This is a genomic window from Undibacterium sp. Ji42W (assembly GCF_049340405.1).
GTDB lineage: Bacteria > Pseudomonadota > Gammaproteobacteria > Burkholderiales > Burkholderiaceae_D > Undibacterium.
Map to the genome: position 1 here is coordinate 68456 of NZ_JBMPOV010000008.1, position 15059 is coordinate 83514.

Annotated in this window: 12 protein-coding genes; 5 read left to right on the forward strand and 7 right to left on the reverse strand. The window is 49.5% G+C overall.

Going from position 1 to position 15059, the window contains the following annotated elements; all coding sequences use genetic code 11:
- The first annotated feature begins 454 nt into the window (after nt 1-454).
- From ACO0LG_RS18110 to ACO0LG_RS18120, 3 genes are all read left to right on the forward strand, one after another.
- A complete protein-coding gene (locus ACO0LG_RS18110) occupies nt 455-1090 on the forward strand; it encodes a hypothetical protein (RefSeq protein ID WP_423028866.1) in 636 nt (211 codons plus the stop codon).
- Between the two features lie 1014 nt (nt 1091-2104).
- Nucleotides 2105-2797, forward strand: a complete 693-nt coding sequence (locus tag ACO0LG_RS18115; protein ID WP_423028868.1) for a TylF/MycF/NovP-related O-methyltransferase — start codon at nt 2105-2107, stop codon at nt 2795-2797.
- A gap of 61 nt (nt 2798-2858) precedes the next feature.
- Complete coding sequence (locus tag ACO0LG_RS18120; RefSeq protein ID WP_423028870.1) at nt 2859-3164, forward strand: hypothetical protein; 306 nt, start codon at nt 2859-2861, stop codon at nt 3162-3164.
- A gap of 546 nt (nt 3165-3710) precedes the next feature.
- On the opposite strand, the gene ACO0LG_RS18125 is transcribed toward ACO0LG_RS18120, so the two are convergent.
- Genes ACO0LG_RS18125 through fabI form a run of 3 tightly spaced genes read right to left on the reverse strand, consistent with a single transcriptional unit; the run spans nt 3711 to nt 7152 of the window.
- Nucleotides 3711-4937: an acetate/propionate family kinase gene (locus ACO0LG_RS18125; protein WP_423028872.1), complete on the reverse strand. Its 1227-nt coding sequence runs from the start codon at nt 4935-4937 to the stop codon at nt 3711-3713.
- Complete coding sequence (locus ACO0LG_RS18130) at nt 4934-6355, reverse strand: bifunctional enoyl-CoA hydratase/phosphate acetyltransferase (RefSeq protein ID WP_423028874.1); 1422 nt, start codon at nt 6353-6355, stop codon at nt 4934-4936. Before ACO0LG_RS18130 ends, ACO0LG_RS18125 begins: the two co-directional genes overlap by 4 nt.
- Before the next feature lie 17 nt (nt 6356-6372).
- Nucleotides 6373-7152: an enoyl-ACP reductase FabI gene (gene fabI / locus ACO0LG_RS18135; protein WP_423028876.1), complete on the reverse strand. Its 780-nt coding sequence runs from the start codon at nt 7150-7152 to the stop codon at nt 6373-6375.
- Nucleotides 7153-7433: 281 nt separating this feature from the next.
- Here fabI and ACO0LG_RS18140 point away from each other — a divergent pair, with 281 nt between their 5' ends.
- The gene (locus ACO0LG_RS18140; protein WP_423028878.1) at nt 7434-9278 is read left to right on the forward strand and encodes a PHA/PHB synthase family protein; all 1845 of its coding nucleotides are present in this window, start codon (nt 7434-7436) and stop codon (nt 9276-9278) included.
- Between the two features lie 155 nt (nt 9279-9433).
- On the forward strand, nt 9434-10177 hold the full coding sequence (locus ACO0LG_RS18145) for a substrate-binding periplasmic protein (RefSeq protein ID WP_423028880.1): 744 nt from the start codon (nt 9434-9436) through the stop codon (nt 10175-10177).
- A gap of 1 nt (nt 10178) precedes the next feature.
- Here ACO0LG_RS18145 and waaF read toward each other — a convergent pair whose 3' ends face one another.
- The 4 genes from waaF to ACO0LG_RS18165 all read right to left on the reverse strand — a co-directional run bounded on the left by waaF (nt 10179) and on the right by ACO0LG_RS18165 (nt 15055).
- Entirely contained in the window at nt 10179-11219 is a 1041-nt protein-coding gene (gene waaF / locus ACO0LG_RS18150) for a lipopolysaccharide heptosyltransferase II (RefSeq protein ID WP_423028882.1), read from the reverse strand.
- 8 nt (nt 11220-11227) lie between these two features.
- The gene (locus ACO0LG_RS18155; protein WP_423028884.1) at nt 11228-11806 is read right to left on the reverse strand and encodes a peroxidase-related enzyme; all 579 of its coding nucleotides are present in this window, start codon (nt 11804-11806) and stop codon (nt 11228-11230) included.
- 36 nt (nt 11807-11842) lie between these two features.
- A complete protein-coding gene (gene msbA / locus ACO0LG_RS18160) occupies nt 11843-13588 on the reverse strand; it encodes a lipid A export permease/ATP-binding protein MsbA (RefSeq protein WP_423028886.1) in 1746 nt (581 codons plus the stop codon).
- A gap of 117 nt (nt 13589-13705) precedes the next feature.
- The gene (locus tag ACO0LG_RS18165; RefSeq protein WP_423028888.1) at nt 13706-15055 is read right to left on the reverse strand and encodes an O-antigen ligase family protein; all 1350 of its coding nucleotides are present in this window, start codon (nt 15053-15055) and stop codon (nt 13706-13708) included.
- Nucleotides 15056-15059 lie beyond the last annotated feature (4 nt).

The following is a 15059-nucleotide window of genomic DNA, read 5'->3' on the forward strand; positions in this document are numbered from 1 at the left end:
TGTGCAGGTTGTGCCGGACATTATTGCGAGAAGTACCCAGTCGTGCGGCGATCTGACGTACTGGAATCTGATCACGAATATGCCAGCGTCGGATAATAGCTGATAATGCCACGTCAATCACTCCTGCCTCTTACCCATCAAAATAAGTAGAATAGTGTGCTAAACGTAGGTCACAATAGATGCAGATTATCCAAAAATGTGGGGGTTAAAAAAATTCCACTTTAAAATCAAATACTTAAAATTTCGAATGCACGACAACAAACGTAAATAGATCAAAAAATAGTACGATTTAATTTTGATGTGATATGCAATAGAAAAATATTCAGAATAAGATGAGTGAAGCTCTTCATGCGAAGCTTGCCCCTATCTAAGCGCGGAGAGGCTCATCAGCAATGCGCGAAATGTCGCTTATTGCTTGTTTAAATAAGCCAAACAGTCTATCCATATCATATCCATGAGTACACCAGCACCCAGCCCAAGACTATTCGTCATTTTTGCCAAAGAAGCCCATGTGGCGGCAATCTTCGCGCGGGGACCAAGCAATTGGTTTCACGTCATTCGCTGGGATACCCGCAATGACTTCTTTCAATCTGGCGCATGGATGCGTGGCCGTTTATACCCTCAACGCTGTAACCTGTCGCCAGATGGGGAACTGTTACTCTATTTCGTGCTTCAGGCGCGACCCTGGCGCAGAGACTATAAATCATCCTGGACGGCGGTCAGTCGCCTGCCCTGGTTACATGCGCTAGGGCTATGGCCCGAGGGTGGCACTTGGGGTGGCGGAGGCTATTTTATAGCGAACCGCATAATCTCTCTATCTTCGTGTTCTATGGGCCAAGCTCACCCTGACCATATTCCGCACGGACTGGAGGTTTACAACGGTGGTGGAGAACGACAATCATCCAGTAATGAAGTGGCAGGTGCAGAATGGTCAGGCCGCGACCAAAATAATCGCTTGGTATTTACTGCCAATGGAAAATTGCACTGGCAGCGCGATGATCAGACTGTACAGGTCTTAGCCGACTTCAACGGTAACAAACCTGATCCGTGCGAAGCGCCAGAATGGGCTAAACGACCATTGACGGAGTAAACTTCAATCAGCAATGGACGACAAGTCTATAAAAACCTTAACTTGTACAACTGATGGAATTGCGCCCAAAATTGTTTCGTACTACATGCAGTCGTTTTGTTCCTGGGCTACTTGTACTATGTACGACTCTTCTCCCTATGTTTGGCCAGGCATCGCTAGTGGCCAGTATCTTGGAGGAAAAAGAAGCAACCGTGCAGTTTGGCCGGTGTACGTATAGAGTCGAGCCTTGCGCACAAACTCCAAAAAGACGAGCTGTATGAATTGCCGCTGGCCTTTTATATCGTGGCAGGACATGCGGGTTTCTTAAAAAGAATCGTATTGCATCATTCTGGTTTGATTGACGAAGATACGGCATAACAAAGGATAGTCAAAACGGCCAGCAACGCTCTTCGCAAGGTCATGTCCGGTGAAAGAAGCTAAGGCCGGCAAGAGAATCACTGTGCCTCTTGTTTGAAACTACATGCGCGAATGAAAGGCTGAAAGAAGTCGCTGGAGACAAAATAAGCTATATGCAGCAAGTCCAGTGGCTGGAAGGCAAATTGGCAAAACACCCCTTATCTACTTTCGATCGACGAGATTGCACTTCTGGCGAATGCCGCTAACTGGCAATTCCTTACCAATCATCTCTGCCTGTTGTTCAACAAGATAAAAAGAAAACATGCACAACGTGGGTAAAATGTCAGTACGATTCAACAATTGAAGACAGCCATCCGGAAATTTGAAAATTCAACTGTAATTCAAGTGCATTTAGGTACTGAAGATGCAGAGCATTGTTTTTAATTATCTCATGATCATCTATTTAAGCTATGCTATATTTCGCTCATTTTCATATGGTTCCAGGCATACCTGCATCAGTGAATCACGCTTTGCGACTCGCTCTATCAAGAAAAATAATGCTTTGACTTATGTATAAATTCGAAAAAATAAATAATATCAACTTGCTGACCAGGAAATAATTTTATGCAAAATTTTACAACAAGCCAGTTTTATGGTCTCAAGGATCACAGCTTATTCATGAAACACCTCCAGGATGCTGTTGATCAAATGGAGCACAAAGTCGGTATTTTCGCCGGTGATCATATTTTTACATACAACCGTAACCTCAGCTTTCTTGAAGACGAAAAGTTCATGGCAGCATTCTATGCGCACACCAGTGATCTGGTGGAGCAATCGCTGATATGGCGTTACGCAACCGTATGCTGGGCAGCAAAGAATGGTGCAAAACTGGACGGCGATTTTGTCGAAATTGCCTGTTACAAAGGAACGACGGCAAGAATCATCTGTGACTACATGGATATGAAAAACTCGGACAGAAAATATTTTCTATATGATTTGTTTGAACATGACGACAAGATGCCGCATCACGCCATGCCTGAACATGGCAGGACTTTATATCAACAGGTTCAGGAAAAATTTTCCGACTTTCCTAATGTCTGCATCACCCAAGGAAATATTCCCGACAGTCTGACAATTGCCGCGCCTGAGAAAATAGCGTTCATGCACCTGGATATTAATAATGCACAAGCTGAAATAGGCGCACTTGATGTCCTGTTCGAGAGAATGGTTCCTGGCGCAGTGTTGATATTGGATGACTATGGCTGGGTATATTACAGAGAACAGAAACTGGCCGAAGACCCTTGGTTTGAAAAACGGGGATATCAGGTTCTAGAGCTGCCCACAGGCCAGGGCATGGTCATCAAGCAATAATTGATATATGCAACATGCTGGCCATACAGCCTCTTTAATATAGATTTCTTGAAAGTGCCTGATGATCAACTGGTTTAATGCAAAAGCTGCGATAAATTTTGGAAAAGAATTGGCAAAATTTGTCGCAGAAGACTTGCCGCAAGAAATGGCAATGAACAAGGATAAATTTTTCTGGAAAAAGCAAGAAACGTTGCAGTTAATTACGATGAAGGTTTATCAATTTAACCGCAAGCAAGACATGAATATCTATAAAAAGGCACAATTTGCCAGGAGTTTCAAATCACAACTGATTGAAAGTGGCTTTCAAAAAGAAGCGACTCTTAACATGCTGGCTTTGGTGATTAAGGTGCTAAATAAAAAGAGATAATTCAATCTGATCAAAAAATAATTCTTGTCTCAAGTCGCCAGTGACCGTTTATTGAAATTTTCATCAAACAAGGAGCTATCATGTATCCATGGTTATGGGTTTGATCACCACAGGTTCACTTTCCCTGGAGTGGTAGTGTCGCCCAAAGCATAGAGCCGAATACGACCTGGTTCTACAACATGATTCCACCTGTTTCTGGCAATGCAGAAATAGAAGCCCAGGTATTTCAGCTCGCTTCGTATGGCACTCAATTGGGTTTGATCACTGACGTATTGCCGGAGATCGTAAAAGAGACAGAAAATCTGTCCCCAAAAGCGGCTGAGTCCTTGAAAGAATTGCATAATCTGAAGAGCAAGATCGAAGTGATCAAAAAAAGATCGCCGCAGCAAACAAGACTAAAATCAAATGACCGAATCATATAGCAATATACGTTCTGGTTCTGGTTCTGGTTCTGGTTCTGGTTCTGGTTCTGGTTCTGGTTCTGGTTCTGGTGTCGGTTTCAAGACTGCTATTGAGTGCAATTAAAGTGCGCTTAGAAAATACAATTCATTGCTTGAGATGAAGTAGTTGCTGCGCATCCATCGCTGCTACCCGCCCCTCATCGGTAGGCACGACCCAGACTTCTGCACTGCTGACTAGTGTATGTATCGCCATGATGTCGTCACCACATGCCGCTGCGTTTTTTCCGGCATCTACTTGGATGCCAAGATAGTTCAACCCTTCTGCCACTTGCTGCCTCAATACGGCATCATGCTCACCTATACCACCGGTAAATACCAGCACATCCAGGCCGTTTAAACAGGCACTCAGTGCGCCACATTCCCGTATGACGCGGTAGGTGAATAAATCGATGGCGAAGCTGGCTTGTGGGTCGCTGCTCGCGCGCAAGGTGCGCATGTCGGCGGAGATGCCTGAGATGCCAAGCAGGCCGGATTCTTTGTAGAGGGTGGTTTCTATGTGTTTTGCGTCCCAGCCCTGATGCATCAGGTGTAGCAAGACGCCGGGGTCTAGGGCGCCGCAGCGGGTGCCCATCATCAGGCCGTCGAGTGCAGAAAAGCCCATGGAGGTGGCGAAGCTTTTACCATTTTTCATGGCGCAGGCACTGGCACCATTACCGAGGTGCAGCATGATGACGCGCCCGGCTGCGGGATCAAATGCGCGTGCTGATTGCCGGGCCAGGTGGCTGGCGACATAGCGGTAAGACAGGCCATGAAAACCGTACCGGCGTATGCCAGTGGCGCGCAAAGATTGCGGTAAAGCCAGCGTGGTTTCGCATGCCGGCATATCGGCATGGAAGCCGGTATCAAAACAGCCTATCTGCGGTATACCGGAATAAGCACGGCGGAAAGCGGCTACGCCTTCGAGATTATGCGGCTGGTGCAGAGGTGCCAGCATATCGAGGGTATGCAGGTAAGTAAGGGCTTCATCATCGATAATAATGGAGGATGAAAAGCGTTCACCACCGTGGACTATGCGGTGGGCAACGGCGGCAATCTGTATGTCTGCACTATGGCTCATCAATAAGCCGTGCAGGGCTGCTAATGCAGCAGAAAACTGGTCACCATCTGCCGCCTTGATTGCAGCTTCGTCCAGAGTCCATTGCTGCACTTCAGTACCTGCGTGGAATTCTATGACGGGCTTGCCACCGGGTTGCAGGCCCTCAATCACGCCAGTCAGATTGCTGCGTGTGACTCCCGCCTTAGTGTATGGGTACAAGGCAAACTTGATGCTGGATGAACCTGAATTCACGGAGAGAATAACCGGGGTTTTCATGGCGCATTCTTCCGGTACGCATGTGCCAGCAATTTGACCAGTGCGGCAGAAGCAACTCTGGAAGATGGCCCATCGGCACGGCTGGTCAATGCGATAGGCACTTTGGCACCCAGGACAACGCCACAAATCGCAGCACCTGCCAGATATTCAAATTGTTTGCCCAGCATATTGCCCGATTCCAGATCTGGCACCATGAGGATATCAACATCTCCAGAGACGGCAGAAACTATGCCCTTGATCTGTGCTGCACGGGCAGAGATGGCATTGTCGAATGCCAGCGGGCCATCAACAATTGCGCCTGTGATTTGCTTGCGTTCTGCCATTTTGCACAATGCAGCAGCATCGATGGTGGACATGATTTTAGGGTTCACCGTTTCTACCGCCGACAACAGCGCGACCTTGGGTAGGGGGATGTTCAGCGCGTGCGCCAAGTTGATGGCATTTTGCAGTATGTCGGCTTTTTCTGGCAAGCCAGGATAGATATTCAAGGCAGCGTCGGTCAGCAACAAGAGCTTGTGGTACATCGGTACATCCAGATGATAAACGTGTGACAGTCGTCTACCGGTGCGCAGGGCAGTGCATTCAACCACGGCATGCATAAGTTCATCAGTATGCAGGCTGCCTTTCATCAAGGCTTCTACCTGGCCTTTGGCGGCCATGTCGGCAGCTATGTCGGCGGCACCATGGCTATGCGGTGCGTCGATTTTTTCAAATCCTGTGATATCAATATTTGCTGCTGCAGCAACTGCGAGCAGCTTTTCCAGCGGGGCGACCAGCACTGGAATAATCAGGCTTTGCCGGGCAGCATCCACTGCGCCTTGTAAAGAATCGGCATCGCAGGGATGGACAACCGCGCAGCGTATCGCAGGCAAATCCTTAACGCTATCCAGCAGATGACGCTGTCGCTCACCCAGGTCAAACATGGTCATTGTGGGCAAACGTGTACGCGGGCGGCTGACTTTTTCTGTCGGGGCAATGACCAGGGCATTGCCATAGACGACCCTGTCACCTTTCTGGTTGATGATTTCGCAGTCCAGGGTAACGCGCTTTTTTTCATCATCTTTTGCCACGACGGTCGCTGACACAGTCAGGGTGTCGCCTATGCGCACAGGCTTGGCAAAGTGCAGGTTTTGTTCCAGATAAATCGTACCTGGCCCAGGCAGGCGCGTGCCCAGGATGGTGGAAATCAGCGCCCCACCCCACATGCCATGGGCGATCACACCATGGAACAAGGTATGTGCTGCATAGTCGGCATCCAGATGAGCCGGATTGACATCGCCAGAGACCGTGGCAAAAGCCTGGATATCGGCATTGGTCAACGTACGTACCTGGCTCGCGCTCTGCCCTATTTGTATATCTTCGTACACCACGTTGGAAATGATGTCTGGCTCGTTTAAATTAGTGTTTATTGTAGTCATAGGGTACTGGACTTTCATCAATTCACAATATGATAACCACCATCGACATACAGGGTTTGGCCTGTCATGCCAGAAGATGCATCGCTGACCAAAAAGGCGGACAACCTGCCGATTTCATCCAGGGTCACCAGCCTGCCCAAAGGTGAGCGGTCTATGGCTTTTTGCATCAGCACATCAAAATCCTGCAAACCCGATGCAGCGCGGGTAGGCACAGGGCCAGGAGAAATGGCGTGTACCCGCGTGCCCTTGGCGCCAAGCTCAGTTGCCAGGTAGCGCACGGTTGACTCCAGTGCAGCCTTGACCGGCCCCATGATGCCATAGTGGGCCACCGCTTCGTCTGCGCCCAAGTAGGTCATGGTCATGATACTGGCATTCTTACTCAAATGCGGTTCGCATAATTTGGCGAGGTGGGCAAATGAATGGCAGGACACATTCATGGCACGCGAGAAGCCGGCACTGGAACTGTCGATGACCCGGCCATGCAGGTCATCCAGCGGTGCCCAGGCAATGGAATGAATGACGAAATCCAATTCACCCAGTTCCTTCACTGCTACATCGACCAGTACGTCCATAGAACCTTGCTGCTCGACATCGCACACCACCAGCCTTGATTCAAGCGCGGCAGCCAGTGGTGCCACGAATTGCCGGGCTTTGTCATTCACGCAGGATAGAACCATTTTTGCACCCAGTTGCCGTAACATGGCAGCACATCCGTAGGCAATGCTGTGTTCATTAGCGAGGCCGATGATGATGCCACGCTTGCCTTGCAATGAAAAAGAAGAACTTGCTTCGGTCATTTTTCAACCAATCATGGTGATGTAAGAAATTCGCTTAAGAGGCTTGCGAGCGCCATCTTGCTTGCGCACACCTGAATCTGGCATGCCAGCAATCGAAACATTGATGCAGATCAAACTTTATACATATCCATCGCAAAGACATGGCCGGACAAACTCATGATGGCTCACAAAGAAGTGTACTCTGTTTGTATTGCTGCATTTGCACAATGCAATTGATGCGTGTCAATTCAATTGAGTGACGTGGCTGCCAGAATGTATAGGAATACTACAAGGATATGCCGATGAAAACTAATTACAGCGCTACTCCGCCTTACCAAAAACCTCAAGAAAAAAGTGAACAAGTATGCTATCTGAGTGACGGCAAAGCAGTAGTACATCCTCTGGACATGCTCTTGCAAAACAATATCGCCAAACTGACCGGCGGCCTCTCACCTGCCAGCATGGCGCTGGCCTGGATGGATTGGAGCTTGCATATCGCGATGTCACCTGGCAAGCAGATAGAACTGGCTAACTTGCTGCAAAAGCAGATGAGTAGCTGGCCACAATTGATGGCACCTGCATTAACGAATGATAAGGCTGAAGAAAAGAGGATATCTAGTGCGCCATCAGATAGCCGCTTTGCTTATGCTGGCTGGGTTAACTGGCCTTTTAATGCCATGAGTCAGTCTTTCCTGCAAGGACAGGAATTATTACAAACGGCAACTACAGGTGTGCGTGGCGTCAGTGCTCATCATGAAAATGTCGTCAACTTCATGTCCAGGCAGTTGCTGGATATAGTGTCGCCGTCGAACTTCCCCATGCTCAATCCGGAAGTGATTGCAAGCACGCAGGAAACTGGTGGCAAGAACCTGATGACAGGTGCAGCACACTGGATGCAGGACCATGGTCTGGAATATAATATTCCTGGCGCGGCTGCGGGCATAGTTGTGGGTAAGCGCAAGACTGAACAACTGTCTTACCAGCCAGGCCGGGATGTCGCCGTGACAGAGGGCAAGGTGGTGTTTCGCAATCACCTGATAGAACTCATACAATATGCGCCGCAAACTGCGAAAGTGTATGCAGAACCTGTCATGATCGTGCCTTCATGGATCATGAAATACTATATTCTCGACTTGTCGCCACATAATTCTCTCGTGCGTTTTCTGGTGAGTCAGGGGCATACGGTTTTCATGATTTCCTGGAAAAATCCAGGCAAGGAAGACCGTCATCTTGGCATGCAGGACTACCTCGATAGTGGCCTGTTTGCTGCACTCGAAGAAGTGGGGAAATTAAGCCTCAAAAAACCGGTGCATGCAGTTGGTTACTGTCTGGGTGGTACTTTACTGGCGATTGCTGCGGCAGCGCTGGCAAGTGAAAATGCCAAAGAATATACCCACCATTTGCCAGCAGTGCAGACCGTGACCTTGCTGGCATCACAAACTGACTTCACTGAACCTGGCGAACTTGGCCTGTTCATAGATGAAAGCCAGATAGCCATGCTGGATGCGCAAATGTGGGAGCAAGGTTATCTCACTGGCGAGCAAATGACGGGTTCATTTCAATTGCTTAATTCACGCGACCTGATCTGGTCAAAGATCATGCGTGAATATCAGTTGGGTACGCGCAATTCACCAAACGACTTGATGTCATGGAATGCCGATACCACACGTATGCCCTACCGCATGCATAGCGAATATCTGAAGCATCTGTTCCTGCACAATGACCTGGCAGAAGGCCGTTATGAAGTACATGGGCATGCCGTGGCATTGAATAATATCCGCACGCCCATGTACGTTGTTGGTACCGCACGCGACCATGTTTCACCATGGCGCTCGGTCTATAAAATCCATGTACTGACAGATGCACCGATTGATTTTGTATTGGCGTCTGGCGGCCACAATGCAGGTATCGTCTCAGAACCAGGCCACACCCACCGCACTTTTCAACATTTGCCTAGGGATCAGCGAGCAGCTTCATTCCAACAAGCGGATGACTGGCTGGCTGCGGCAACGACTGAAACAGGCTCATGGTGGTTACATTGGCAAGTCTGGCTGGCCAAGCATTCTGGTTCTACACGCATCAAGGCGATGGTTGTCACCGATAAGGGGCTAGGTGTTGCTCCAGGCGGTTATGTATTTGCAAAATAAACTTAATTCGCATCGTTTGAAATATGCCAGCAAATCTTAAGGAGTAGAATATTTTCTGATAAAGGGAAACAGGCAGCCAATCTGTGGGGAAGATCATAACGATGATATTAAAAAAGCTACACCGACATCGAAGGTATTTCCTGAGTAGTCTTCCCTTGCTGTTTTCTCCCTCTGCCTGGGTAGCAGAATTGCGCAAGCAAGTTTTTTTGATCGTGGAATCGAATACCACCAACACACCACAAATCCCCTTTAACCCTGTCTTTCAACAGTGTGTAGCTTATGTCGAAAAAGAATTGCAAATGCAGTTTGAGTACCGACGTTATCCATGGACACGCTTGTTGCAAAACCTGAATGAAGGCGAAGGCCTGGCTTTTGGTTTGTCCAAGACCAAAGAACGTGCGCAAACCCTGCATTTTTCCATCCCGGCTTTTGGTACCTTCATCTGGCTGGTGGTCAGGAGTGATCAGATCTTTCCATTTTCCCGCATTGCTGACTTGCAAGGAAAAACTGTCAGCATGATACGTGGCTCTACCTATGGCGATGAATTTGACAAGGCCAAGGCCAGCTTGTTGCTCATAGAAGATGACGTCTATTCCATGTCTTCACGTCTGAAAAAACTACTCAGCAAGCGCACGGATGTCATGCTGTTCAGCCACTATGATCCCGACCCGCGCAAAGTCGAGGTGATGCTGAACAAGACCATGCCTGACATTGCACCTGACACGCCAATGCCACCTGGCGTGACATTCAAGGTGCTTGACCATTATCTGTTCGTGGATTATATCCACTTTGCAATCCTGGCGTCCGAGGACAAAGGCATTATCGAGCAAATCAATAAAGCCATCAGGAAAGGGCAACAAGATGGCTCACTGCCTGCAGTAAATTTATCCAGGAAATAAATCAGGCTGCGACTGATGCTGCAAGGATAGGCTGCAAAGGCTGCCACACCATCTGGCTATCGAGTTTATTCATACAGTCATGATGACCCAGAGGACACTCCCTTTGCTTGCACGGCGCACAGGCCAGCTGCAATGACAGCGAGTGCGCGATATCAGAAAATGGCGGAGCATGATCAGGATCAGTCGGACCATAGATGGCAATGACAGGTCTGTTGAATGCCGAGGCAATATGCAACAATCCAGAATCATTTGACACCATCGCGTCGCTAGCAGCGATCAGCGCCAGGGCCTGATCCAGTCTGGTCTTGCCAGCGAACTGGTGAACGGCAGGACAAACTGCCTCAATCTGCTGACAAACTTCAACATCCTTGGGTGAGCCCAGCAAAACAATTTGCGGATCAGGATGTGTTTGCAGAATGATCTTTGCCAGTTCTGCAAAATGGCTGACAGGCCAGCGCTTGGCATTGCCAAATTCTGCACCGGGAGCAAAGCAGATCAAAGGCTGCTGTGCCGACAAGCCCATGTCCTGCAAGACTGTGTCTATCTGTGGAGGTGTCATTTGCAAGCGTGGCTTGGGGAAGTTCTGTACAAGTTCAGTTACAGGCGCGCCTGCCAGAGCAGCGTAAAATGCCACCATGGCACGCGGTACCAGCTTGCTGTCATGATGCATGACATTGATGAGACCGTAACGGCTTTCACCTTTGTAGCCTACCCGTTTTTTGATGCCTGCCATCCAGGGCAGCAATGCAAATTTCAGGGTGTTAGGCAAAACATAAGCGGCAGCATAGCCACGCTGACGCAATATCTGCGCATAGCGCCAGCGTTCACGTAATTGCAGTGAGCCGTGCTTGAATGGTGTTTCCAGTACCGTATCCACTTCTACCATCGCGCGCACGACTGGCGCTACCCAAGCGGGTGCCAACACATCGATCGCAGTATCAGGATGGTCACGTTTAAGCAACTGGAGCAAGGGCTGCGCCATGACGGCATCGCCTATCCAGTTAGGTGCAATGACGAGTATGCGGTTTGCAGGGCTTTGCACGGCGACACTCATCTTGGCGTGCGCCCCATCAGGAAGAACTCATCATTTGGACGCATGGAAATCACGTTCGCCATGCGGTTCGACAAGCCAAAGAATGCGGTGATGGCAGCGATGTCCCAGATATCTTCATCATCAAAACCATGTGTGCGCAACAAGGCGTAGTCTGCATCATTGACGCTTTGCGAATCCAGGCAAACCTTGATGGCAAAATCCAGCATGGCGCTTTGGCGCGGCGTGATATCTGCTTTCAAATGATTGACGGCGACCTGGTCAGCCACCAGGGTATTCTTGGTATAGATGCGCAATATCGCACCATGGGCGACCACGCAATACAGGCAATTGTTCTTGGCGCTGGTGGCAGTGACGATCATCTCGCGCTCTGCCTTGTTCAAGTTGCCTGTGGTCTTCAGCATCAGGGCATCATGATAGGCAAAGAAAGCACGGAACTCATCTGGCCTGTGCGCCAGCGTCAGGAAAACATTCGGTACAAAACCAGCTTTTTCCTGCACGGCCAATACCTTCTCGCGTATATCATCAGGCAGGTCTTTTATTTCAGGAACAGGAAAACGGGAAATCGCGGTAGTCATGAGTCGTCCTTTTCAATCACAATCAAGCGAACTGCATCAAGCGGCAAATTGCAGGCGATGCAGGTTGGCATAAGTACCACCATTATCGAGCAATTCTGCATGCGTACCCATCTCGATTATCTTGCCATCGACCAGCACGGCAATGCGGCTGGCACGTTCTATGGTGGACAGGCGATGGGCAATCACCAGCGTCGTGCGGCCCAGCATCAATTCATCGAGTGCAGACTGCACGGCGCGTTCAGATTCGCTGTCGAGCGCCGATGTGGCTTCATCGAGTATCAGTATCGGTGCATTTTTATAGATGGCGCGGGCAATCGCCAGGCGCTGTCTTTGACCACCAGAAAGGCGCATGCCGTTGTCGCCTATTACCGTATTCAAGCCATCGGACAAATCACGCACGACATCGCTCAAATGTGCTGCCTGCACTGCCGCGGCCACGCGTGCGGGGTCAGGATTGGCGTCGCCATAGGCAATATTTGACACCAGGGTGTCATCAAACAACACCACATTCTGGCTGACCATGGCGATTTGTTCGCGCAGGCTGGACAGGGAAATATCTTGCAAGGAAATGCCATCAAGCAGGATGTCGCCAGAATCTGGCGTGTAAAAGCGTGGCACCAGATTCACAAGAGAGGTCTTACCGCCGCCAGACATACCGACCAGGGCGATGGTTTCACCTGGCGCTATGCTGAGGTTGATGTCTTTCAAAGCTTCCTGTTCCTGACCAGGATAAGAAAAGCTGGTGTGTACAAATTCCAGCTTGCCTTGTGCGCGGGCTGGCAAGGCTGTGCCGCTATCAGTTTCTGGCGCAGTATCAATCAGGGAAAACACTGATTCTGCCGCAGCCATGCCACGTTGCATGGGGCCGTTCAAATCTGCCAGGCGTTTCAGAGGTGTCAGCAATAACATCATGAGAGCAACAAATTCTATAAAGCTCCCTGCTGTGGTTGAATCCTGTGCTGCCTGCGACACCGCAAACATGATGACGACAGCCACGGCAATCGCTGCCGCCAATTGTGTTAACGGTGTGGTGGATGCCACGGCGACGGTTGTGCGCATGGCATAGCCGCGCAATTTTTCGTTCTTGGCTTCGAACCTGTCCTGCTCATATTTCTGGCCACCAAAAATACGTATTACCTGGCTGGCGCGGGTTGCTTCTTCTATGACCTGGGTCAGTTCATTGCTGACATCCAGCTGGCTTTGATTAAGTTTGCGCAAGCGCTTGCTGACACCCCGTACCAGATAAGCCATGACCGGCATCATCACGAGGGCAATGATGGTCAACTTCCAGTTACTCCATAATAAGGCGGCCAGCAAAACCACCACGGTAAGTGAATCACGGAACAGCGTCGTCATAGAAACCTTGAGCATCTCCACGATTTGTTGCGCCTCAAACATGATAGTGTTGATGATGCGGCCACTGGATTCACTGTGATAAAAACTGATAGGCACATTCAGGATGCGGTCAAATACCCTGGCACGCAGTTGATTCAGTAGCCTGGTAGATATCCAGGTCATAAGGTAGCTGGTAGTAAAGGTGCAAATACCCCGTAACAAAAAAATCCCGATGATGGCCGTTGGCACCATCCATAAGGCCAGATTTTTTGCATTGCCATGAAAGCCATGGTCAAGGATATAGCGCAACACTTTGGGGAACATGACTTCTGTTGAAGCCGTACCCAGCATGGCCAGCAATGCCCACCACACGCGGGAGCGGTAAGGTGTGATGGCCAGCCACAAACGGCGGAACACATCGATGGTTTCTTTATTGATCAAACTCATAGTATGAAATTCATATCCTGTCTTTGGCACAAGCTGCTTAATCAATCAATTAATCAATCAATTAATCAATCAATTAATCAATCAGGCTTGCACATAAATAATCTATCTGCGGCGTGACTAGTTTTTATTCCGCATGCCAGCCAGCGGTATCGCCAGCAGGATCATGAAAGCCATGCCAAACACGCCATCGCGCAAGATCGCATTGAACATGCCACCCAACATCATGGCGATGGTCAGCATCAGCAGGGGCATGGCCATTTCCCTGGTGTTGGGGTTTTCATGCACAGCCATACATGCCATACGATAGGCCACCCAGTATTGGGTCGCCCAGATCGCCAGTAGGGCCAATAAGCCGATGACACCTACTTCTGTCAGGTACAACAAATAATCATTGTGTGGCGTCGTCATGGTAGAACTGATGAGGCCCTTGGCTTTTTTCTGGTAGAGATACATCCAGGTAGCAATGCCATGACCTGCCATGGGGTTTTCAGCAATGATCTCGCTGGTGATCTTGTAAAGTTCCAGACGCATGCCATCGTCATTGACTTTACGTCCCTGGGAAAAATCATGCAGTTGATGCACAGTACACAGGCTGCGCAATTTAAAAATCTCCCACGGCCCGGCCTGCACCAGACGCACTTCACAGGTTGCCGGTGGCGGCAGACTCAAGGCATATTTCCAGCCGCAGCCAAGTACTGCCAGCAAGATCAGAGGCAAAGCCACTACCCGCCATGACCAGCCTATCTGGCGCAAGATCAGCACACCACACAGGATGAAAAACAGTAGACTTGCAGTTCTGGTTTTTGCCAGCAAGACCAGCGCTGCTGCCACATATACGATTGCCAGCACACGCCAGACCAGATGGTCACGGTGACTGCGCAAATCATGCAACATCCAGGCTGCGGCAATCGCCATGAGTATGCCTAGCAAGATGGATTTGTTACCCTCATAAATCACATAGCTGCGAAATACTGTATTGACAGGCAAGAGATGGAAAAAATTGGCCACAAACAGCGTTGCCGCCAGCACTGCACCAGCAAAGAAAACATACATCGCCCGCCTTTGCCACACGCCCGCAGTCACGGTCAGGAAAGGCAGTAGAAACAAATACGTCTGGTAATGCACAAGCCCTGGCCAGAATTCTTTACTGATTTCTGGCGGTATATCCTGCATCGCCGCCAGCACGATACTGACCAGGCTAAGGCCAAGTATCGGCAGCAACATGGCGCTTTGCCTGATCCTGTGCATCTTCTTCAGGTAGCCACCCGATACCAGCAAACTGATATAAAACAGCAGCACACCGGCATACATGACACCAACCGGGAAAAACAGGGTCAGCGGCAAGCCTGTCAGTATCTGATGCGGCAAGGACTGGCGCCAGCCTGCTTGTGACTCCGTCTGCATCTCCACTTGCAGCTTCATTTGAGATGAACCGCCACCCGCTGGCAATACACTGCTGGTATCCATGGAA